This is a genomic window from Chloroflexota bacterium, assembly GCA_026710945.1.
Lineage (GTDB): Bacteria > Chloroflexota > UBA11872 > VXOZ01 > VXOZ01 > VXOZ01.
In genome coordinates this window covers 56,760-78,932 of record JAPOQA010000069.1, presented here as the reverse complement: position 1 = coordinate 78,932, position 22,173 = coordinate 56,760, and the positions used below count along the sequence as shown (strand labels likewise).

The following is a 22,173-nucleotide window of genomic DNA, read 5'->3' as shown; positions in this document are numbered from 1 at the left end:
TCTGATATATTTTCTAAAGGTGAAGATTAGAATACCTTAACTTTAGACGGGGAGGCATTCCATGCGGAACATCTTGGGTAGTTCCCAAACGCCAGAAGTGCTTGGGCGCTGCCCCGTATGTGAAAGTGAGCTCACCGTACAGCGTCTGAGTTGTTCTTCGTGCAGTGTCGCTCTAGAGGGGGAGTTTCACCTAAATCCATTCAATCGTCTCTCCGCGGAACAGCAACGCTTCGTCGAGAAATTTCTTGTCGCCCGCGGCAACATGAGTGAGGTGCAGAAGGAATTGGGCGTCTCATACCCCACAGTGCGGGCGCGCCTAGAGGAAATTATCAGCCAACTTGGCCACGAGCCGGCTTCCGAAGAAGCCGCCATACAGGCCGAACGTCTCGGCACGCTTCAAGAAGTGGAAAGCGGATCACTCAGCGTTGAAGAGGCCTTACGCCGGTTGGCAAACAGGGAGTAGCAAGATGGGCGCAGAAGAACGATTGATACTTGAAATGCTGCGCGAAGGGAAAATCTCCGTAGAAGATGCGGAGCGCCTGCTCGGTGCGGTCCGGAACGGGAGTGAGAGATCCGATCGCGGAGTCTCTTCTATTCTGGAGAGCAACTGGTGGGAGGAAGTTGAACGCTCACTTGGCGAAACACTCTCCAAAGTAGAGGACCGCATCTCACGTGCGGTCACGGACCTACCACGGGGAAGTATCCGCGTGCCCCTGCGCGGTCTCAAGCGGAAACGACAACGAGAAGAACAGGGCTACATGCCCGTTGAACTGCACGACCAGTCATTCGCCCTTCCCCCCGATGCTCACGTGGAGGTTGACATTGAAGGCAGCGGTCTCACCCTTGAGGAAGCCCCGGGAGACGCCCAAGTGAGCTTCGATCGGGAAGGCCACGATTGGGAATGGTCTGTACTGAGGCTGGGGGACACCTTCGTGCTATCCGTCTATGCGAACGCCGTTTGGGCCGGCGTGCCGAATGTCTCTCTCCGCGTTCCGCCCGTGCAATCCCTGACCTGCCGGGTATCCGGCAGCAGCATGTCCGGACGCAACCTCACGTCGCCTCTGGATTCTTCAATCGCTGGGGGGTCAATCCAGCTTACAGACGTTGCCGGAGAACTGAAGTTGAATGCCGCCGGAGGGTCCATTGGTGTCTTAGGCGATGTCCCATCCCTCCAAGCAGTTACCGCCGGCGGGGCAGTCTCGCTGCTGGGCAAGGCACAGCAGCTCGATGTTAAGTCTGCCGGTGGCAGTGTGAGCATCAACCACGCCCTGCTCAGCGACGGAGACCATCATGTTGAGAGCGCCGGAGGTGGCGTAATCTTGGTGCTGGATCCTGCCTCTGCAGTCTCCATTGAGGCTGCGGCCTCTGGTGGAGGCGTCGATGCTAATCTTCCCGGTGCATCTGGCGAGGCCCGAAACCGGTATGGCACGGGTCAGTACACTGGGACCTTGGGCGCGGGTACCGCCAGCTTACAACTGCGCAGTAGTGGCGGCAGCATCCGCATTCACTTCTCTGAAGAGAGCGCCTCTTCCTGAGGTGTTCCTGCTACGGAGGACAATGAGCAGTCAGTGAAGCGCCTCACTCTAGCTTACTTCCTGTTGCTCTACGCAGCTTCTTGCCTTCCGCTGCGTAAATCAGCTTGGCAAAGGATCAGCCGGGGCCAAAGCAACTCCACGCAAACAATCGAGAAGATCCTGTCTTGGGTACCCTGCCGGCAGGCGCGTCCTCTCCGCTAAGGCACCACCTGGGCGAATCCATAGTCCAACAGGATGGCTGCATCCGTAAAGTGCTGTGTAGACCCCAGGACGACTGCCAGCAAGTGACGCCCATTACGTTCCGCAACGGCCACCAAGCAGTATCCCGCATCCGGAGTCCAGCCGGGCTTGAGGCCATACGTGCCGGCATACGTCGATAGCAGCTTATTGAGATTTTGCGGCCCGTACCACCCGTGCTCTTCCGTAGCCGTAAATTGGATGTGCACTTCGCTGGCATACTCTATGATCCCAGGCGTCCGGTCAAGCGCGTAATCAGCCAACGCCGCCAAATCGTGGGCAGACGAATAATGAGGCAGTGTATCTTCATCAAAGCCGGTGGGATTGCTAAACTTTGTGTTCTGCAATCCTAGCTCCTGAACTTTAGCGTTCATGGCTTGAACGAACTCATCATAGCCGAGTGTACCCTCAGCAACGGCGATCGCGGCGTCGTTGCCGGAATCCAACATCATCCCGTATAACAGTATTTCCAGGGTTACCACTTCGCCGGTTCTCAGTCCCATTACGTTTGGTTCAGCACTCCCCGCCCGTTCTGACACCAATACCTTAAGGCCCGGCTCGCTGTGTTCCAAGGCGATTATTGCCGTAAGAATCTTCGTGGTGCTTGCGGGCGCCCGCTGTTCGTGTTCATTTCTCGCGTACACGACAGAATTGTTCGAGAGATCAACAAGAATGGCAGACACTGCCGTGAAGTTGCTGAGTGCCGGTGCAGGATTCTCTTCCAGCCACGCGTAGGAGAAATGGGGACGAAGCGGAGAAATCGTCGCCACAATCTTTGCAGCGGCGATGGGGGTACTTACGGCCTCAGTGATAATCGGCCCCGCTGGCTCCGGGGTAAGACGCGAGAGCAGCGCCACGCCCCCCAAGACCACCACCATGGCAATAATCCAAATGCGGAAAGCGGGTCGCCGAGGGGACCGTGGGGTCGGCGGTTGATACCTATACGGTTCCATCCGAGTCGATCTACGTTCTCAGTCCAGAACGTCACACTCTCTGCTTGATCGCGCGTAAAGGCCCGGCCGGCATGCATGAGCTATCCGTTGACAGAGTAGCCAAGGCAACTCTAAGTCCACCCGCAACGTACCACCCAGACAGTGTGCAACTGCAAGACTGTATTGCCGCATGCCTTAAGGTTAGGAAGGCACGCACCTCAGCACTGAATTGCTGCCGCTGCAGCACTTGCACAGCGGCAACAAATTCTTACAAATCGAATTACCAGACTTGACCCCCCACATTAGGGAGACATTAGCAGACATGGCGCCAAGATCGCTCAGGCAAGACGCAGACAATGAGAGTCTGCATTTGCTTGCATAGAGACCTCAGGAGCCCAGACTAGCCAACTCAGGCCACACTCGCCTACACAGCCGTAACCAGGGTCTCAATGGATTCCCAAGAGCCCCTTGCCCCAGGCCGGGCTATTCAACAAGGCCCGTGCGGTCCACACTCTCCACAAAATAGCGTTGCGTAAACAGATAGACGATGAGTGGCGGCATGACCACAAGGAATGACGCAGCCATAATAACCGCTTCATTGAACTCATCTCCCGCGCCTTGCCCGGCTAACATCTGCAGCAACGCCGCACTTAGAATGGAGAGCCGTAATGGCAAAGTGAAGTTATTCTGGTCGAAGAGATAGATTGTCGGTTCGAAGAAGTCGTTCCAATGCCACACCAGAGAAAAGAGAAATACAACAATAATCGCCGGTGTCGCCAAAGGAAGCATAATACGCCAATACACACTGAAGGGCCCAGCGCCGTCAATACGGGCCGCATCCTCCAACTCATACGGTAGGTTTCTGAAGAACTGGCGAAACACCAAGATGAATAGTGCCCCTCTGAGACCGTGCCCAAACAGCGCAGGGATCAGGAAGGGGAAATACGTGTCCATGAAACCAAGGTTTCGGTAAAGAATGAAGAGAGGCACGATAATGGTCTGTGGCGGCACCAAGAAAGTAAAGAGGACAAGCAAGAAGAGGACATCGCGTCCCGGAAAGGGAATGCGGGCGAAGCCGTATGCAACAAACGAGCAGGCTACGGTCTGCAATATACCTGAACCGAGAGAGATGATAATGCTATTGCGCGCCGCTTGCCAGTAAAGCATGCCACTAATCGCAAGCTCGTAATTTCTCCAGAAGATCGTTCGTGGGATCCACAACACCGTAAGGTCAGCCAAGTCCGCAACCGTCTTCAGCGACGTCGAGAACATGTAGATGACCGGAAAGAGGAATACAAAGCATACATTGATCAAGATGATATAGGTGGCAATGCGCAGGAAGAATTTCTCCCACCATTTGCGCGAGGTTATTGCACCCAGTACACCTTGGCGCTGTCTAATGACAAATACCGAATCAGCCATGCCAGGTACTCCCTACCGTTCACCAGCGTAGAATACAAAGCGGCTTGAAATCACCAAGGCAAGCGCCATAAATAGGAAAATCGAGGCAAAATACATCCAGCCCAAAGCCGCCGCATAGCCAAGCCGGAAATCTCGGGTCAGGCCCACGGTCTGAATGTAGGTAAGAACTTCATTGAATGGATCGGTGAACGAGTCAACAATGGTGTAGACCACATTGACCAAGATCACCGGGGAAAGCATTGGCAGTGTAATGCGCCAGAAAATCTGCCAACCGGAAGCGCCATCGGTCTTTGCGGCCTCACGCATCGTAAGCGGGACACTGTGCAAGCCTGCCACAAAGATGAGGATCTGCACACCGGTGCGCCAGAGCACTAAAGTAACCCGATTCACCAGGTCAAGCACCCAGTCCGCAATCGTCCCCTGAAGGTAAGTAAAGACAACCTCGCTCAACGTCTGTACGCTCACTCCGATAGCTTCCGTGCTTACTCCCTCACCGAAAAGACGGCGAATAACAATCGCGGAGCCAATCACTACCGGCATAAAGAGAAGCATGCGGAACACGCCTCGACCAGGCATCTCTTGCACCACAAGAATGGAAACAAAGAGTGAGAAGACGAGGATGATGGGCAGGTCCGATAAGAGGTTCGCCACCGTCTTGGTGAATAAGGGCAGGAAGTGAATGTCTTCTAAGAAGGGTTCTGCGTAATTCTCCCAGCCGATGAACGTCAATTTGAGCTCAGAGCTCGTAATCTTGACATTGTGAAAACTGACGTAAAGCGACTGAAACAACGGCCATGCCAAAAAGATCAAGAAGCCAGTGATCCACGTGCTGATATAGAAATACCCATCCATAGCACGTTGGAATTTGTACGTAAGTCGCACTCCGACCGCCGACAGGACGACGCGGATTGACAAGATGCACGCGGGAACCACAAACGCTAGCCCCGTGAGCAATGCGACCCATGTAAAATTATCTTCAAATTGCATGGCAGTTACCTCCGCGGCGGTATAATGAGATAGTTCTGACCCTCGACCGCGTTTTCGCCGTCAGTATAGCGACGCGTCTTGTAGTTGACTATTACCCGTGTGCCGTCTTCATACACGGTCTCATAGACACCGTCAGCAATTTGTCGATGGTCCTCCATAAGCTGATTCACCGTATAGCCCAACTGTTTGACAAATAGCTCGTATTCATCAACAATCTGGGGTTCCCAGTCAGCAAAGCGAGATGAATAGAGACGATTGTACTGAGTCCGGGTAAGGAGCACGCTTGGATTGGAAGTAAGTTCAAACGTAGGTAACGCGCCGTACTCAATGGCCCGCAGGAATTCATCGCGGTCGCTGCGAAGATTACTCTCATCCCCTGTGTAGCGAATAAGACCGTGGACTGCCAACGGGAAGAATGGCACTGTCTCTTCGCTAAACACATAGTTGTAGCGATCCAGAGGAATCCGCGTGAAGAAGTCTGTGGTATCGAGCATGTAGGCATTCGCACCTTGTACGACAGCCGTACCCGTTTCCTGCTTACTAATGTCTATAATGTCTTTCCACACGCCCACAAATTCCTGTCGACTCAGCTTTGTGCCGCCCTGTTCAGTGTCGACGGGCTGACGGGCGGTCCGAACTTCATTTACTAGGCCCGCTGCCAGCACGATCAATAGCGCACCCGTGGCGATTGGCCGCCACAGAGGGCCGCCGATAAATTGGCCAAACATTGAATCACCAGCTCGGCGCGTTCCGACCAGGACTATATAGAGTCCTAAGAACACAATCCCCCCCAAGCCCAGGAACCTGAGGCCTGTGGTAAATCCTGACCGACCGGAAAAGAGAATGGGATAGTGGTTTAGTGCCACCTTGCCAAAGAATCTGAACTCTACGCCGGAAATTCCATATTCACCCATCTTCGCGATATCGCCTGCCGCGTACCGGTCTCGTGCTATCTCCGGTCGAATGAGCTGGACCTCAGTGTGCGGCTCATCTTCCTTACGCTTGAAGCCCACATAATTGGTTGTAATCGGCAACCGGTTTGCTCCACGAATTACATCCGTCAATGGGTTGAACCGGAAGAAGGAATCAATATTCCTGAAGCCGAACAGGTAGTTGTCCTCTAGGTAGACGGGGATATTATTGGCATTGGCGTAGTTTGAGACCGCCCGCAGTCCTTCATCCCCACCAAGTTTCCCTTCGGGAGGCAGCCGCTTTGGCAAAGACCAGTCATAACCGTCCTGGCTCCAGCCCACTAGCGTTACGCGCAGATTATCCAGACCTCGCTCTTCCTTGAGCGACTTGAGCATATCCAGCGCCTCATCGAACGTAGTCATGGTAATGAACTGATCGCGCGGAAAAGCTTGACGTTGCATAGCCATGAAAATACGAAGATGCAAGAATGGATTTGCCTCTTCAAGCTGCTGCAGGCCACGCTCACTCATCAGGAATTCGCGATAGTTCTTAGCCATACCGACGTACGTGGCATCGTAGCCACGCAGGAAAGCATACTTGACCTCGCGGTCTCCTTCTACGCGTTCTTGTTCAAACCGCGTGACAAATGATGCCCGTCGCAGCGGGAATGGCGCCTTGCGCCGGAAGATAAATTGGCCGGAAATCCGATTATAGCCCAATGCGGTGTAGCTGAGCGCCGCACTGATGTTCACGTCCATGTCACCTTTAGTGACGATGCCGGAGAACGCCGTACTCCCGCGCACCAATCCAAAGACCGGCACAGGAATTGGCCCCTGCTGCTGCTCCGGTTCAAATGAGAAGAGCGCCGGGCCGTATACCTCCGCCAGGAAATTGTGCCGGTATTCAGGCTGCTCGGGCCGGAAGTGCACAATTGCCCCGGGACCGTCCGGCACAAACAGATAACCCGTCTCTTCGTTAGTAGCAGCGCCGAGGAACGGCATTATGTCCAATGTAACCAGCAAGCGTTCCTCAGTTTCCCGAATGCTATCCTCATCGACACCAACAACCAACCGGTCATCTTCCAACCAATATCTGATTGCGAATCCAATATTCAGCTCGTCGAATAGATAGTCCACCCGAATACCGCCATCGATGGGGTCGAACGTCATCGAAGGCTGGTCTGAGATAATGTCGGCAACGCGGGTCTGAGTGCGCACTTTATCGGTATACTCAACGATAACCACCGAATTCAGCCGCGCCTTGATAGAGTCCGAGACGGCCTCGGGGTTTTCAAGGATTGGTGAACTGCGCCACAGCCGACCATCTTCGCGGTCGTCGAACACCGCAAGCTGTGAATTCGTCTTATTCAGGAAGAGCGACAGATGCTCCACCTGACTAACTTGCTCGAATTCCGGACCCAGCTCTTTAGCCGCATCAAAGGCAGGCGCGGCCGTAGCCGGCGCGATGGGTAGAATAGTTAATAGTAGGATCAGCGGCACAAAATACCGTGCGATTCGCCACCCTCTAGCGAGTGACAACTTCATAAACAACCTCCCAGAGGAAGCGGATCACCCGCGAAGACATGAAATAACTAAGAGCCGAAATACCAAAGATTGCAACCATGCCCATTATATTGAGGAAGCTCACACCTGCAGCCCGCTTGAACTCAAAGTCGTGTACCACCTTGACTTGCAGGTAAATGAGTGCACCCATCCACCAATACATAAAGCCCTGCGCGAAGCCATAGAGCGCACTCTCATCCTTCGTGAGCACGTTCGACACGAGCGCTAGCGGTAACGCGATAATGATGTACGGTTGCAGACAGTATGCAGTCGTAGCTGCCACTACTTTCGGCGACCCTTCACCATAGAAGATCGCACTCACGCCGTAATTGGCAATCACCCAGACCATGAAGGGCACGATGATCCGCGAGACCTCAAGGACAAAGTTAATATCCTCGGGATCAATTGCAGAGTAGTGAAAGCTCACTGTATTCAGCGTGAGCATTCGCACGAGGATGGCAAGACCGAGAATCGTCCATACAGTCCACCATGTAGAGTCCTCACGCAAAGCCCAGAAGGTCTCCATCGGGTCACGCAAGACGCCAACGGCCTGACGATAGATCTTGTACCACGTACTCTCCTGTTTGAGGATGCCCCGCTGGAAGCCATACGCAAACACGCGGCGCGTGCCTCGCGGAATTACGATGATGGCGCCTATCCCCAAGAACAGGTAGAGCATGAAGAGACCGAAATTCGCACGCATCCAGAGGTAGCGCGCTTCTGAGTAAGCCTTTGCATACTCATCCTTGTCGTAGCCTCTAAAGTACTCAACCATCGCGTCTTGGTAGCGTTCTTGGCGGTAAAGCGCTTTGCCAAGGGCGCTATGCGCAAGGTACATGTTCGCGTCAAGCTTGAGAACTTGCTGCCACAGGTTGGCCGCCTCATCGTAGCGTCCGTCCCAATAGAACTTGCTCGCAGAGTGGACCAATCTGGCAAAGAGCGTAGGCCGATACACCTGAATGTTGTTGCGAATGGCATCCAGGATATAAAGCGACCCTGCCGCATCCGTCACCACACTCGTTGGGTAGCCAAGTTGGCCTTGCTGCACTCCTCGGCCGCCGAACGCCAGCAACGGCTCACCATCCTGATCATATTGATAGACTTTTGCCGAATTGGCATCAACAACCGTAATAATTCCCGCTTCATTGACGTTTACATCGGAGAAGCGTGGGAATTGGGTCCGCCTACCGGCTCCTTCTCGCTCGCCATAGAACTTCAGCGAATCCGATTTGAAGAAGCGCATGTAAATGGCTACAGACGTCGAATGCGGATAGACATTTACACCCACCGGACTCAGCTTCTGAAGCTGGTCCTTGACCGCAGTCGCCACGACCGTGTAGAGGAAACCATCTTCGGAGAGATACAGATTGGAGTGCGGCGTGGGCTGGGGCAAGAAGATCTTACGCCGCTGTTCCTGCGTCGCAAACATACTCACAATCAGTCTGCGCAGACTGAAATCTAATCGAGTAGCCCCAAAGAAGCCACGGAAGTTACCCTCGCCATCCAGCACAATGATGCCGAGATTGCTGCCAGCCTCCAAGGTGTAGATACGCCCACTCCGGTCCACCACAAGCTTACTGGGAGCGAACGTATGGTCGATAGGGATTAGCGTTGTTGAAGGCTTGAAAAACTCATCGACAAAGTTCCCCTCCGGATCCAGCCGCAGAATTCGGTTATTGCCGGTATCTGCCACAAAGATATTACCGTCCGGATCAACATAGACTCCCTCCGGCTTACTCAGGTTGCTAATCTCCATCAGGTAATCGCCATCCTGAGAGAATTTGAGCACCCGGTCGTTGCCTGTGTCAGCCAGCCAAAGGTTTTCCTCGTGGTCGAGGAAGAGGTCCGACGGCTCCTTGAAAGCGCCAGTCGGTAGATGAATGCCGTTGATTTCTTTCTCAAAGATGTAGGGGAGTGGCGATGGCACCCGTTGGTTGCGGGGGTCAATGGTATAAGACAGCTTTGGATCAAGCTCCAAAGCAGACGCCGTGCCGGCAGACGTCAGGATTAGCCAAACCGCCGCAAGGCCCGCCAGCGCCGCCTTTATTCTTGATCCTTTGTGTCCAAACATTTTTCCCATTCCCTTACCCGCTAATCGGAACCATCACGCTGCGATACTATTTTATGCCTTGATTCCCGAGTGTGCCATGGTGGCAATCACGCGCCGTTGCACTAACGTGAATAGTACCACTGGCGGCGTGATCATGATAAATGTTGCCGCCGCATATGCACCTTGCCGGGCCACTGAGCCCTGGCTGATCAAGGTCTGCAAAGCGATAGGCAAGGTCCGCATCGATTCCGTCCGCGTGAATACCAGAGGCGCCCAGATATCGTTCCACGTTCCTACGAAGATAATGATCACCAGCGTGGCCCATGCCGGAGTTACCAAGGGCATGACAACACGCCAGAAGACTGTCCACTCCGTTGCCCCGTCTATCTTGGCCGATTCAATGAGTGCCGCGGGGATCTGCTCCATAAACTGCTTCATCAGGAAGAGTGCATACGGAATAGCAAGATTGGGCAGAACCAGTGCAAAGTACGTGTCGATGATACCGAGCTGGTAGACAACCAGGTATCTAGGAATCGCCGTCACTTGCGGTGTAAACATCAGCGCCGCAATGACCACGATAAACATCGCATGGCGTCCCGGGAAGTTATGCTTCGCCAAGGGATAAGCTGCCAAACTCGCCAGCAACACCCCGCCAACTACCGTACAGAAGGCCACAAACACACTATTAAAGATGTACCGAATAAACGGGACGTTGAGTGAGTATGTAGCAATCAAGAGATCCTGAAAGTTTCGCAGGGTGGGATTTCGCACGATGAAGCGGGGCGGAAAGAGAAAGAGCTCATCGATCGGCTTCAGTGCGTGTGATACGACGAAGATCAGTGGCAACGACATAAACGCAGCGAGAATAGTCAACGCCGCGATGGTCGTAAACTCACCGCTCGTCATCTTGAATCGTCCAACTCGAATTACCATTTACCGCTTCCCCTTCCTTGTTTACTCATCCTTGGTGGAGAGCAGGCGCAACGCACCCTGCCCGACACCAAAGGTAATGATGAAGAGTATCACGGCAATTGCAGCCGCATAACCCATTTCAAACCGGATAAATGCATAGTCGTACAGGTGCGAGAGTATCATATGCGCCGCATAGAGCGGGCTCGGGAGGCCGGCCAATGAGAGGGAAATCTCGAACCCGGCCGAGAACATAAGAACCACCGCATTGATAACACCAAACAGCACCTGCGGTTTCATGGAGGGCAGCGTAATGTACCACATCTCTTGAAGCGGATGTGAGATGCCGTCCACTTTCCCTGCCTCATACAATTCGGTATTCACCGTCTGCAAACCGGCAAGGAAGACCAAGAAATTGTTGCCCATGCTCATCCATAGCATGACGAACATGATTACCGGCAACATTGTCCGCTGGTCGATGAGCCACAGGAATGGTTCCTGAATGAAACCCATGCGCATAAGGAAGTAATTCATGTACCCGTAACGGTCGCCGGAAAAGACGATCCGCCATACAACCGCCATGGCAATTGCACTCGTGAGCGAAGGCGCATAGAAGGCCAACGCGTAGATTGTGCGCACACGAATTTGGTTAATGAACCAAGCAAGAAGGAAAGATGCAGTAAGGCTGACCGGTCCCGTAATAACTGCGAAGAAAAGCGTATTACGAATCGACAGCACAAAGATGTCGTCCTCAAGGAACAGCAAGCGATAATTGGACCAGCCGATCACCCGAGGCGGTTCCAGCATATTGAAATACGTAAAGCTAAGCCAGATTGCCACCCCTACAGGGATGATAAGGAAAGCAAAGAAGAAGATCATGTAGGGCAGCAAGAACGCGTACGACACACCATATTGGGCAAAAATTCTTTGCAAGCCCGTTTTTGGTGCTGCAACCGCTCGCGGCTGTGCCGTGGTATCTGCTCCCGGGCCGCTACTCTTTACTTCGGCCATTACTCCAGACCCCCTTTCGTCTTACTGAGATCAACGTCAAGCCCGAATTCCTCGCGCTTGCGAAGCAGTTCGCGGTCGATCTGCTTTACTGCTTCTTCCAGGGCTTCACGTGCGTTCCACCCCTGAAGCACCACGCGGTTCCAAGCATTTATAATGTGGCGAGGCGTAAAGTAACCGCCCAACGTAACCGGTTGCTCCTTGAACCAACGCCACTGTTCTTGGATTGACTCGATATCTTTCTGCGGGAAGGGAAGTTGGTTCAAGGCCTTAACATTGGCAGTATTCCATCGCGCCTCTGTGCCAATCAACGCCTCAAGCTCTTCACCGAAGCGCGCCTGGGCACCCACCGACGTCCACCATTTCGCCCACTCCCAGGCCTTGTCTTGTTTATCTGAATTATCCATGATCACCACGGCTTGACCATAGCCGCCTGAGGTCCGGTCTACTTGTCCGTCTGGTCGGCGTTTTCCGGGAAGCGGGCGCATTTCCCAGCGGCCTTCAAGCTCCGGCGCCGCAACGGACAAGAGAACGTAGGTAAAGAAGCCGGAGACGCCAATCGGCATCTCGCCGGTCCGCATGCGGTTATAGAAGTCAGCCTGTTGCGTAATCTTATAGTTCGTATAGAGTTCCGTCCACTCGCGGAAGCCGGCCAGTGCTTCGGGAGAGTCCAGAGCGCTCAAACCTTTTTCAGTATAGAAGTCTCCCCCGTTTTGGTAGAGGAAAGGCAGGAACCCCGGCACAAGGGACTCAGCCAAACCGTAGATGCCCCCACCCGCGGACACGCCAACCGGCGGGAAGAAGAAGTCCATGCCGCGCTGCTGAAGCAGCCAGATCATGTTATATAAGTCCTGCCACGTGTCGGGCGGATTCAGACCCAACTCATTGAAGATGTCCGTACGGTAGAACATCATCAAGAAGTCCTGCGTTTCCGGTATTGCGTAGTCTCCGCCTTCCCAACGGAAGGGCAAGAGCGCCCCAGGACGGAATCGCGTTGCCACCTCCTGATAGTCCAAGAACTTATTCATGTTGGCAACGCCGTTGCGGATGGCAAACTCCACGGGAACGTCCGGCAGAACACCGGTCGCCACGTCAGGAGTCACACCACTCGCTACCGAGAGGAGCAACACGTTTACCGAGCCCGCACTCAATTGTGCCGGTGGGAATACTTGGAGGTTAACGGCGATGCCGGTCGCCGGCGTAAAGTCATCCTCGGTCATGTCCTTCATGATCATGCCCCACTCGCGGCCACGGGCCACCCACACGGTAATGGTGTTGTCATCATCGCCGTAAATCGAGCCGATGCCGTAATAGTTCCGGACAAACGAACTTAGGAAGTTCATAAATCCGGTCCAACCCTTTTGGAAGATGTTAGCTTTGCCGCGCGGTAATTCCATCTCAGGATTGGTGATCAAAAGGTAGTCGAGCCAGAGCGGGTGTTCGCGCAGATAGAGAAGCCACTGCGAAAGCCGCCCCTGACTTGCACTAAGGTCGCTCAAGCGACGGGACATACTTTCGGGGTCACTTGCCATGTCTTCCAACTGGAAGGCGACTTCGCCCAAAACATTGGCCACGTTCGGCTTCACGCCGTTGTTGACCATGGTCATATGGCCGACTTGCTCTCTCAGCAACGTGTAATTCGTCACCAAGCGGGGCACGAGAGTCGGAATACGGGAGGTGAGATCGAATTCCATGTATGGGTCGGGATTAACACCCGTAATCATCGTAATCTCACGCACCATAATCGATAGGTCGGTCACAACCTTGTTGATGGCCCGAATCGTCTCGGCAGAGGGGCCGACGGTGACCTCCATCGTAAGGGTATGCCTCCCTTTCGTGAGATAGAATAGGTAGGGTTCTCCCTCGCCTGCATTTTCTCCAAAGGTCACAATACGCCAATCTCGGTCGTTGTCCGGCGTAAATAAGAAACTATTGAGTTCCTGGAACGGAACCTTGCCGTCTATCAGAATGCGCCGGGCAGAGGGCAAGAAGCTTGCATACGCCTGCCAGCGTCGCCAGGCAATCTTGTATAGACCGTCTTCCGGTACCTCAAAATCCCACGTCGCCGCCTGCAACGCGCGGCGCCAGCGGAACGAGCCGTAAGCATTCAGGCGCACGTAGCCGGCAGAAAATGGGTCTACCAAAGGACCGGACGTGTATTCCATGCGAATCGTGGCCTCAGTCCGTTCAACCGGCAGTTCTGCCTGGTGGCGAATCAAGGTCTCGCCTGCACTCTGGTAGCCCTTCTCTTCGTACATCTTCAAGACTTCAGCATATGTCGGCGGCCGTGACGGCGACACAAGACGCAGGCTGCGAATAGCTATCGGTTCACGCACCGTTATCATGCGCAGCACGTGCTCGCCTTCCGTCAAGTAAAAGTCAAAGGGCCAGGGATACATGCCATCGCCATCGATGATGCGCACCGTCTCCCATCGCGGGTCTTCCAGTTGACCGGGACGTCGGTCGTTGCCCTGATTGTCAGTGGTCGGCAACCCCTTGTCTTGCCAGAAGCGCACAAAGACGAGCCGCCGGGCCTCCTGGAATGGATACTCTCCATCAATTTGTATACGCCGTTGGATGGAGGCGCGCTTGCCAGCCAAGGGAAAGTACTCAAGCTCAATGTTGTAGAGACCGGTCTTGGGCACCGTAAATCTCCACTCCATCCACTCGGTCTCTTCCTGCCAGTTGATTATCTCGCCCGTCTTGCCCCCGAGCTCACTTAGGATTTCCGGGTCCTGTCCGCGGAAGCGAATAATGTCCGTGTGGTCGATTGGGATCTCGATGTCCTCAACCCACTCGTAGCCGTCTTTTGCATATTGCTCAAGCGTCTCTGCGTAGTTGTCTTCTAGCTTCACTTCGATCACACCAGTGGCGTGTGTGATAAAAGTGCCCTCCCCCTCCTCTGCGTCCTCTTCCTCCGCATTGTCTTGCTGCTGGCTCTGCTGGGTATAGACTGCAGCAGACGTGGCGGTGGGAATAGAGATGGTCAGCAGCATCACCGCGAGACCAATATTGATCCAGACAGACCAAACTCGCAGATTGCGCAATGCGCTCGGCACTCTACCTGCTGCCTGAAGCCTACTAATTGTTCTCTCCAGGATGCTCATCAAATTCCACCTTCACGCTACGAGCGATTTACCAAAAGCCACAGGGCTTGGAGTTATCGAATTACGTTCCTGTTTCACCATTGTCAACTCACCCAGCCACCCCACGCACCATATTACAGTGTACCCTAGCACACGATTTTCACCATCGTCAAGTAATGGAAGTTACCTAATAGGCTTCACAACTGACAGTTTTCCTTGCCTAATTCTTGGCGTCGAGAGCAACTCGGAAACCGATGGCTTGCGGGTCTCGTCTTTCTGGACTCCCCCGGCTAGCACACCGCGAAAATTGCGTGGGATCCTGCCAGCAGCCGCCGCGCACTACACGGTACCGACCGTATTCTGCTACTTGGGACGCGATCACGTCACCGCCCTCGGATTCGGGATAGTTGCCTATGAAAGATGCCGTCCATTCCGCAACATTCCCGGCCATATCCAAGACACCATAGGGACTGGTGCCATCCGGATAGACCCCAACGGGCGTGGGCGCCGCGACACCGCCTTCCCAAACATTGCCACAAGTGTAGTAAAACGTCTCTCCCCAAGGAAACACCCTACCATCCGTGCCGCGTGCCGCTTTCTCCCACTCCTCCTCCGTAGGTAAACGATAGGCATTCCCTGTCTCTCCCGCCAGCCAATCGCAGTACCCTACCGCTTCTTCCCAATTCACGTCCCTTACCGGCTGGTTCAGGATCCAGGGATCAACGGTAGTGCCATCCCAATAGTCGCGAGGCGGCGCGCCGCCGGCAAGCACAAAAGAGCGAAATTCCATATTCGTGACAAGATATCTCCCAATGAAGAATGTTGGGAGCTCAACCGATCGCGCCGGCGTTTCCATGAGCAACGCACCCCGCTGCGTACGGTGAGAATCCCCATCATCCTCGGTGCCTGCGGGGGCTCCTTCCAGAATCTGGTCTACTGAATCGCTCGCTGTACCCATTGTGAAGGCGCCAGCCGGAATGCGCGCCATCTTGGGTTCTCGCGAGTGAATTCTCGGGTCACCAAGAAAAGAGAGGGCTTTCCCCACCGAGACACGCTCCGCCACGCTATATTGATTTGGCGTGGCGACCATGCGCGCCAAATCAGTCAGCGCAATTTGCTTCTCGCGCTCACTCAACATCAAGATCGCGCCATGAATTCGCTCTTGCACATTACTTTGCAGGTCGGACCAGATTTCCTGGCCGAGACGTTCCTCTGCTATGGCCACGAGTTGTGTCTCCCACTTACCTAACTAATCTATCGAGCAAGATTGCCGCGTCTTTAATGTATACAGAATTAGGCGTCAGTGCATTGCTGCGGGGTCGCTACTGCCTAAACTTCAGACCGCAGTCGCGCACGCCTTCCCGTCACACCGGCAAGCACCCATCGAGCAAAGGCTACTATCGCCGCGGCGTCGTCGCGAACCTCGTTCACGTCAATTCCGGTAGCAATCAGCCCGCCCTTGCCATCTCCCGAGCCTTTCTGTCGCAATAGAAGGTGCAAGATCACGCCCAGAATGGCAACGCTGCCAAGACGGCGAAATCCCGGCAGCATCCTGCCCGGAACGCGTACCGGCAGCCGCCCAAAGCCGGCCTCTTGTGCCAGTGCCTGAGAATATGCTACAGGCATGCTCCGACGGCGCAGGATAGTGCCAATAAGGAGGACGTAACCGGGAAGGCGGCCGCTGAGTCCGTGCATCTGTCTTCGCAACGAATGCGGCAACATCGGTCGATTCTCTGGACGCGACCTAAATACCTGCATCGCACTAGCTTCCCTGTTCCTGGATATGACTAAGCACCACGCCTAGCGCACTCTGCTTAAACTCGCATCAGGCGCACTTCATCGCCAAGAGGGAATAACGCAACCGCATGCGTTGCGTAAGCACGACAGGAACCCCTCAGCCGGGGCCTCTCATATCCTCAGGCCAACAACGGAAGAGATTCCGCATCTGCCTGAATTGTTGCTTCCCCCATGACTGCGGCGTGCCGGCTTCGGCAAATGCCTCAGCGCACACCGCTCGCACCTTAGCCACATAGTACTCACGGTACGCGCCAATGGCAAGAAGCTGACGATCAATTCTTATCTCGTTCTAAGAATTAGTGTAGTCTCTGAGCAATATCTTTCAGGCACTGTGCCCCAAGAAATCATTCGGAGCGCAGAACCAAGCTGCCACAATTCTGTGCTGCCCTTCGCACTTACTGATGTGACCATCGCAATCAAGGTAATTCTTCGAAAGTGGTCTTGGGTCAAGCTTGCTCAACTACCCTCTCACCCCATCTTTGAAGAGCTAAGCTATACCCTTGCCTTAACCACGTCTCAAAACGCAATCTTAACTGCTCAAATTGATCCCCAACGGTAAGAAAGAAGGGATCAATGCTACATATATCAAACTCAGGAGCAAGCGATTCACCCTCACCCTCTCCTTCGTCGGGAGTCGACGGATAGCGATACATTACAAAGTTCGTAGCTGCCATTACACCAGTAATGTATCGCCCAACACTGTGTAAAGAGACTACAAACACCATCGTGGGACTGCGCGATATTGAACTCACACGCATGGTCACACGGACAAAATACCGAGGCTCCTGGAAATTGACCCAGTGTCCTGCCGAGTTAGCGGTCTCGAGTACTTCTCTTCTATAGTAGTATTCATTTTCTTCTTCCGGACCACCTAACGAGACCTCCGGAAAAATATTCCATCCGATGCTCTCATTTAGTTGCTGGGCAGTTTGGAAAGTTTCCTCCTGAAGCAATTCATTCGTGTAATTCCGAATTTCAAGAGCAATGTCCTGTACCGAGCGGAGCTTGGCCTCACGTTCCTTCTGTTTTTTCCTAAATCTGTCAGAAATAAACCCTACAACTTCACTTACGGTATCTATGCTTGTAACATGGCCGTGTTCGACCTTTAGGGCATCGAGAAGTGTTTGTCTCTCAAGCTTTACCAAAAGGCGAACATGTGGAGAAAGCTCGCCGGAATCCGCTGCTTCAAGCGTAGCAATGTATTCGGGCCGCGTATCACGAGTTACCACAATCGGCAAGAACTTACCCCTCACCAAGTGCCAGGTCAGCAAGGCACGAACCACACGTCCATTGCCATCTTCAAATGGATGGATTTGAGTGAACCTGTGATGCAGCCACGCGGCAATTGCTAAGGGGTGCTGCTTGCCGTCATAGGACTGATAACATTCCTTCAGCCTATCTAGTTCAGATTCGACATGTTCGGGCGGACAATACTCATGTACTACTCCATCTGGTCTAGTCGGATTGTTTGGCCACTGCTTGAATCGTCCGCGGTGCAACTCTGTAGTTACAGCATTTCCAAACTGATCTACACCTGCATAAGTCGTTTGGTTCCTAGCAATCGCCTCGTGCAGGCTCTTTATGAACCAAATGGTAAGCGGGCGGGAATCTGCAATCCAGCCATAAATGTGGTCAATCGCTGCTCTGTGGTCGCGAAGGGTAGCGATTAGGTCCCCCGGTGTCCTGTTGGAGGAGTTTCTTTCGATGTAGTTGGTTACAAAACCTCGTTCGATCAGGGTCTGTGTTATACCACGATCAAGTTCATATAGTCCTTCAATAATCCCTGTTTCAATCGCCCAACTTCGATAGAGCTCTTCGTTGAACTTCTCGTATGCCGTAGGGTTGGAGGCTTCAACGTTACTCTTTACATCCAACCACTGCCTCTTGAGCGCATCAATTTCGGCGAAGTCTACGTTTACAGTCTCTTCTCTTAGAGGCTCTATCGGCGACCACCTAACATTCCCCATGTACTCTCCTCCACTTACTGATTCCACAGCCATAGCAGGGCAATGATCAAGTGCATCAATGGCGTTCTAGAATTGCATTGTACCTGTCCTAGAGAGTTCCCTTCAAATCGGCAATCAACTCAACTGGAATGGGGCAATCCATCTGGAGATACATGGGAACATGGTTGCTACCCGCGTTTAGCTCTGGAGTAGCAATCTCGGTGCTGCTTCGTTTTATGGCATGGTTCATCACTCTAACTGCGCCGTCCCTGGGGATACATTAAGCGGCCTAGCAAGAAAGCGTCCCTGTACAGTGCGCGACATTCTGACGGATGGCATAAGCAGACAGAAGTGTAACTAATCGACTTCTGTGGATGCCGAATCTGTCGTGTCACCCTCGGGAGACGACTCTGGAGGGGAAGGTAACCGGTACGTACAGACACTATTGAAATCACAATAGCTGCAAACTTTCGGATCAGGTTGCCGCAACTGCCAGAATGGACGGAAGTCCGCAGACCGGATACCTGCGGCAACGGCGTTCACACGCGCCACGTAGTGCTCGAGGTGCTCCTGCTGATAACGAAAGTCGAGCCGCTGATACGTGATTTCCTCGCCTTTCACCAGGACATCGAGGCGAACGGGAGGCAGCATGCTGACAAGTGGCAGTTGTCCGGGGCGCTGGCGCGCCCCCAGCCGCAAAGCATTGTAGCCAAGACTATACGTTAATAACTGTATGTCGTGTGCCAAGTAATCGGCGGGAAAGGGCGAAGCTGCCGTCTTATGGTCGATGACCGTGCCTTCCTGGTCGACTAGGTCAACATAGCCAACTATGGGCACGTCCACTCCCGGCACACTGAAGTCGAACCGTTCTTCGATCAGATGCGGTCGGATGTGCGGGGCAACCTCTTCGACGTAGTATTCGACCAGGTCATACCCCAGCTCGCGTAATTCTTCTACTTCGGCGCGCCCCTCATCATCCAACTCGTGCAAGGTGGCGTCGAGAGCGTCATCGAGAACGTCGAACGCCGCTTCTGTGTCGAGTATCCTTCCATCTCGTTTCTGCTTATAGAACAACTCGATGACCGTGTGGACGGCGCGGCCAAGCAACTGCGCAGCCGTGCTCGTGACACGAACCCGTTCCGTGTACCGCAAATGGTACATATACGGGCACCGCTCATACGTGCGGATACTACTCGGAGACAATCGGCGCAACGGGCGTGCCATCGTCCAATCCTATCCAATTGCGCGGGGTAATCCCACGTCCAGCATTGTCAACAGTCCCGCTGGTGCCTCTGCCACGCGCGGCGCCATGTTCGCAATCATGGACCACGTCGCCTGGTCGCCGTGGGTGCCGCCCACTACTTCCAAGTGCATCGGCGGGTTGGCTTCAATGCTGATGCTGTCCCTGCCTGCTGCGGCGGCCATGCTCATGGTGAGATCCAAGACGAGTTCGCGGCCGTGACTGCTGCCTTCGATTGTTTGATGAATGCCGGCTACTTGTCCGGCAGCAATGTCGAACTGTTCGGTCGTAATGCTATCCTCTGCGCACACTGGGTCGATAGACTCACGCGCATCCGCAATCTCCCAGCCCAAACCGGCGGCAATTAAATGGAAGGACTCCCGCAACCCCACGTGTCCAATTCCTCCCTGGGACGCCAATTGAAGAAAGTTAGCCTCTTCCATGCCGGAACCGATCTTCTGCTGGAGCGCCAAGCGCCGCTCCCGGGCAGCAACGACCCGAGTGGAAACAACGCGCCGGATATCACTGCACACCGCCGTTGCCACGAGCACCAGCGTATCCATGACAAAGCCCGGATTGACGCCGGTGCCAAGGATGGTTACCCCGCATTCTCGGGCCTTGGCGTCGATTTCCCTGGCCAACGCAGGGTGGCGCAGCCAAGGGAATGCCAGCTCTTCGCACGTACTCACTACATTGCAGCCGGCCGCCGCAATTTCCGTGAGCTGACCGACTACGTCCGGAATGTGCGATCCTGTCGCCTGCAATACAACGTCAACTGACTGTGAATTCAGCACGTCGCCGAGTGAGGCCATAACCGGAATTTCCAGCGTCTCACCTGCGCCGAGAATCTCCCCCAGATCTCTGCCGACCTTCGCGGGATCTACGTCGACCGCCCCGACCACGTGCAACTGGGAACGCCCCAAAGCAGTTTGCACAATGCCGCACCCCACTGCCCCCAATCCCATTTGCGCAACGCGAATCGGTTCCACGGTCTCGCACTCCTTTGGCAAGCACTCGAGCTTGCTACTAAATCATCCAACAACATGTGACGCAAGAGACCGCCAATCTTCCTTACGTCATGATATGAAAGTCTGGCAGAGCGCCGATGGCTTCGGACTGCGGCTAATTGAGACTATCCCGCGCCGATGCAACCGCCGGCACACACCGACCCTGGCTCAAGGCACGCCGTCCTGGAACGCTAGTCATCGAGATAGAGCCGCTGCAACGTCCTCGCAACAGCCTCATGGTCGTCATTGTGGGTATACTCATCGGCGGCATCGCGGGCAGCTTGCGTCGCGTTACCCACGGCTACGCCCAGTCCCGCAAATTGCAGCATTTCAATGTCATTTACATCATCGCCGAAGGCTACAACCTGGGCCGGTTCAATTGCCAGATGCGCGCAGAGCCACGTGAGAGCCGTAGCCTTGGAGGTATTGGGACCGAGAATTTCCAAGGCGCTCTGCCCGTCACGCACGAAGGAACTGGACTCGCGGCCTCGCCAGAATACCAGCGTGTAATCGTGTCCGGTTGACACCAGCGCATCGGCCAATTCCCGCAGCTCCTCCTCTTCACCCCAGAGCACTATTTCAATTGGATCGGGGAGGTCGGTCACCGTATTGAGGTCGACAAAGAGCGATTCAAGTTCGGGACGCCGCTTGAGCTGTCCCTGCGGACCCCGATGGGCATGCCAGTCACCATCGAATAACATGCGGTCTCCTGCTGCGGCATTTTCATAGACAGTCGAGCGCAAGTTTAGACGGCGCGCTTCTTCCACCGCGCGCCATGCCCAGTCGCTCGGCAGATAGCTCTCGTAGGTAATCTCGCCGGTATGGTCGCGGATAACGGCGCCGTTGCTCAGAATCATATAGAGAGAAATATCCAGCAGTTTGGGAAGGAAATTCGCGATGATGTAGCGCCTGCCGGTCGCTAACGCCACGTGAACGCCCTGCCCGGCCAAGCGCTGCAGCGTTGCTTTCGTGTCTGGCGTCACGCCGCCCTGCTTGTCGAGCAAGGTACCATCCACGTCGAGGGCGATCAGACGATACGGGGTTGTGCTTGGGTTGGGAGTCTTCATATTGGCGTACATCATGCACCGTCAATGCGGTAGAAATTCGTCAGCACCGGCGCCGGCTCCATCGTCATCATCGGGAATCTTCCCCGATTCCAAATCGCGCACCATGTCTTCATATTCCCCGGGCAGGTCTTCACCGGTCTCCTCACCCATCGCGCGCGCCAGGCGTCCCAGTGCACGCGGGTCGCTCTCATCAAAGCCATCCATGGATGCAGGATCGTCGAACGATACACCGCCCCCGTGCACGGCCACCCGCGAAATCAGGCGCTCCAAGGACATTGAAGCACAGTGGGGGCACGCAGGATCCTCCACTTGAGAGAAACTGCGAAAGAAGTGTGTCGAAGGTTGCTTGCAGTCTTGGCATTGGTATTCATAGATTGGCATACGACTTCCTTCTCTCACGAATACCATGGTCTGCCGTGCGGAAAGAGCCTGCAGGCGCCTTAAGAATCACTATCGACACCTGCCCTGTGTTCAAT

Annotated in this window: 17 protein-coding genes; 2 read left to right on the top strand and 15 right to left on the bottom strand. The window is 54.3% G+C overall.

Translation table 11 applies throughout. The features are described from left to right. Positions 1–61: 61 nt before the first annotated feature. Both OXE05_14295 and OXE05_14290 read left to right on the top strand, forming a co-directional pair. Positions 62–463, top strand: a complete 402-nt coding sequence (locus OXE05_14295; protein ID MCY4438486.1) for a DUF2089 domain-containing protein — start codon at positions 62–64, stop codon at positions 461–463. A 4-nt stretch (positions 464–467) separates the two neighbouring features. Beyond that, positions 468–1,535, top strand: coding sequence for a hypothetical protein (locus tag OXE05_14290; GenBank protein ID MCY4438485.1), 1,068 nt, complete (start codon positions 468–470; stop codon positions 1,533–1,535). A gap of 197 nt (positions 1,536–1,732) precedes the next feature. Here the strand turns inward: OXE05_14290 and OXE05_14285 are convergent, their stop codons facing one another. The 15 genes from OXE05_14285 to OXE05_14215 form a co-directional block, all read right to left on the bottom strand. Further along, entirely contained in the window at positions 1,733–2,725 is a 993-nt protein-coding gene (locus OXE05_14285; GenBank protein ID MCY4438484.1) for a D-alanyl-D-alanine carboxypeptidase, read from the bottom strand. Positions 2,726–3,187: 462 nt separating this feature from the next. Further along, positions 3,188–4,126, bottom strand: coding sequence for a carbohydrate ABC transporter permease (locus OXE05_14280; GenBank protein MCY4438483.1), 939 nt, complete (start codon positions 4,124–4,126; stop codon positions 3,188–3,190). A gap of 12 nt (positions 4,127–4,138) precedes the next feature. Then, positions 4,139–5,113: a sugar ABC transporter permease gene (locus OXE05_14275; protein MCY4438482.1), complete on the bottom strand. Its 975-nt coding sequence runs from the start codon at positions 5,111–5,113 to the stop codon at positions 4,139–4,141. Between the two features lie 5 nt (positions 5,114–5,118). Continuing rightward, a complete protein-coding gene (locus OXE05_14270; protein ID MCY4438481.1) occupies positions 5,119–7,569 on the bottom strand; it encodes a DUF5696 domain-containing protein in 2,451 nt (816 codons plus the stop codon). After that, positions 7,550–9,658: a tetratricopeptide repeat protein gene (locus OXE05_14265; GenBank protein ID MCY4438480.1), complete on the bottom strand. Its 2,109-nt coding sequence runs from the start codon at positions 9,656–9,658 to the stop codon at positions 7,550–7,552. The genes OXE05_14270 and OXE05_14265 overlap by 20 nt, the downstream gene beginning before the upstream one ends. Positions 9,659–9,709: 51 nt before the next feature. Further along, positions 9,710–10,570 (bottom strand): carbohydrate ABC transporter permease, encoded by an 861-nt coding sequence (locus tag OXE05_14260; protein MCY4438479.1) that lies wholly within the window; start codon positions 10,568–10,570, stop codon positions 9,710–9,712. 21 nt (positions 10,571–10,591) lie between these two features. Then, complete coding sequence (locus OXE05_14255; GenBank protein ID MCY4438478.1) at positions 10,592–11,557, bottom strand: sugar ABC transporter permease; 966 nt, start codon at positions 11,555–11,557, stop codon at positions 10,592–10,594. After that, positions 11,557–14,661, bottom strand: a complete 3,105-nt coding sequence (locus OXE05_14250) for an extracellular solute-binding protein (GenBank protein MCY4438477.1) — start codon at positions 14,659–14,661, stop codon at positions 11,557–11,559. Before OXE05_14250 ends, OXE05_14255 begins: the two co-directional genes overlap by 1 nt. 199 nt (positions 14,662–14,860) lie before the next feature. Then, positions 14,861–15,865: an SUMF1/EgtB/PvdO family nonheme iron enzyme gene (locus OXE05_14245; protein ID MCY4438476.1), complete on the bottom strand. Its 1,005-nt coding sequence runs from the start codon at positions 15,863–15,865 to the stop codon at positions 14,861–14,863. A gap of 104 nt (positions 15,866–15,969) precedes the next feature. Continuing rightward, positions 15,970–16,398, bottom strand: coding sequence for a hypothetical protein (locus OXE05_14240; protein MCY4438475.1), 429 nt, complete (start codon positions 16,396–16,398; stop codon positions 15,970–15,972). A gap of 485 nt (positions 16,399–16,883) precedes the next feature. Then, positions 16,884–18,437 carry a Fic family protein gene (locus OXE05_14235; protein MCY4438474.1) on the bottom strand — a complete coding sequence of 518 codons (1,554 nt, stop codon included), beginning with the start codon at positions 18,435–18,437 and terminating at the stop codon, positions 16,884–16,886. A 303-nt stretch (positions 18,438–18,740) separates the two neighbouring features. Continuing rightward, on the bottom strand, positions 18,741–19,607 hold the full coding sequence (locus tag OXE05_14230) for a PD-(D/E)XK nuclease family protein (GenBank protein ID MCY4438473.1): 867 nt from the start codon (positions 19,605–19,607) through the stop codon (positions 18,741–18,743). 9 nt (positions 19,608–19,616) lie between these two features. Continuing rightward, positions 19,617–20,612: a dihydrodipicolinate reductase gene (locus tag OXE05_14225; GenBank protein MCY4438472.1), complete on the bottom strand. Its 996-nt coding sequence runs from the start codon at positions 20,610–20,612 to the stop codon at positions 19,617–19,619. A 209-nt stretch (positions 20,613–20,821) separates the two neighbouring features. Further along, on the bottom strand, positions 20,822–21,697 hold the full coding sequence (locus OXE05_14220) for an HAD family hydrolase (GenBank protein ID MCY4438471.1): 876 nt from the start codon (positions 21,695–21,697) through the stop codon (positions 20,822–20,824). Positions 21,698–21,718: 21 nt separating this feature from the next. Continuing rightward, positions 21,719–22,078 (bottom strand): zinc ribbon domain-containing protein, encoded by a 360-nt coding sequence (locus OXE05_14215; protein ID MCY4438470.1) that lies wholly within the window; start codon positions 22,076–22,078, stop codon positions 21,719–21,721. Positions 22,079–22,173: the final 95 nt, after the last annotated feature.

What these genes read in the sequence shown, in the direction of transcription:
- OXE05_14220 (MCY4438471.1), bottom strand. Translation starts at nt 21,697, where the DNA reads ATGAAGACTCCCAACCCAAGCACAACCCCGTATCGTCTGATCGCCCTC.
- OXE05_14265 (MCY4438480.1), bottom strand. Translation starts at nt 9,658, where the DNA reads ATGTTTGGACACAAAGGATCAAGAATAAAGGCGGCGCTGGCGGGCCTT.
- OXE05_14230 (MCY4438473.1), bottom strand. Translation starts at nt 19,607, where the DNA reads ATGGCACGCCCGTTGCGCCGATTGTCTCCGAGTAGTATCCGCACGTAT.
- OXE05_14275 (MCY4438482.1), bottom strand. Translation starts at nt 5,113, where the DNA reads ATGCAATTTGAAGATAATTTTACATGGGTCGCATTGCTCACGGGGCTA.
- OXE05_14270 (MCY4438481.1), bottom strand. Translation starts at nt 7,569, where the DNA reads ATGAAGTTGTCACTCGCTAGAGGGTGGCGAATCGCACGGTATTTTGTG.
- OXE05_14295 (MCY4438486.1), top strand. Translation starts at nt 62, where the DNA reads ATGCGGAACATCTTGGGTAGTTCCCAAACGCCAGAAGTGCTTGGGCGC.
- OXE05_14285 (MCY4438484.1), bottom strand. Translation starts at nt 2,725, where the DNA reads ATGGAACCGTATAGGTATCAACCGCCGACCCCACGGTCCCCTCGGCGA.
- OXE05_14215 (MCY4438470.1), bottom strand. Translation starts at nt 22,078, where the DNA reads ATGCCAATCTATGAATACCAATGCCAAGACTGCAAGCAACCTTCGACA.
- OXE05_14250 (MCY4438477.1), bottom strand. Translation starts at nt 14,661, where the DNA reads ATGAGCATCCTGGAGAGAACAATTAGTAGGCTTCAGGCAGCAGGTAGA.
- OXE05_14255 (MCY4438478.1), bottom strand. Translation starts at nt 11,557, where the DNA reads ATGGCCGAAGTAAAGAGTAGCGGCCCGGGAGCAGATACCACGGCACAG.
- OXE05_14260 (MCY4438479.1), bottom strand. Translation starts at nt 10,570, where the DNA reads ATGGTAATTCGAGTTGGACGATTCAAGATGACGAGCGGTGAGTTTACG.
- OXE05_14290 (MCY4438485.1), top strand. Translation starts at nt 468, where the DNA reads ATGGGCGCAGAAGAACGATTGATACTTGAAATGCTGCGCGAAGGGAAA.
- OXE05_14235 (MCY4438474.1), bottom strand. Translation starts at nt 18,437, where the DNA reads ATGGCTGTGGAATCAGTAAGTGGAGGAGAGTACATGGGGAATGTTAGG.
- OXE05_14240 (MCY4438475.1), bottom strand. Translation starts at nt 16,398, where the DNA reads ATGCAGGTATTTAGGTCGCGTCCAGAGAATCGACCGATGTTGCCGCAT.
- OXE05_14280 (MCY4438483.1), bottom strand. Translation starts at nt 4,126, where the DNA reads ATGGCTGATTCGGTATTTGTCATTAGACAGCGCCAAGGTGTACTGGGT.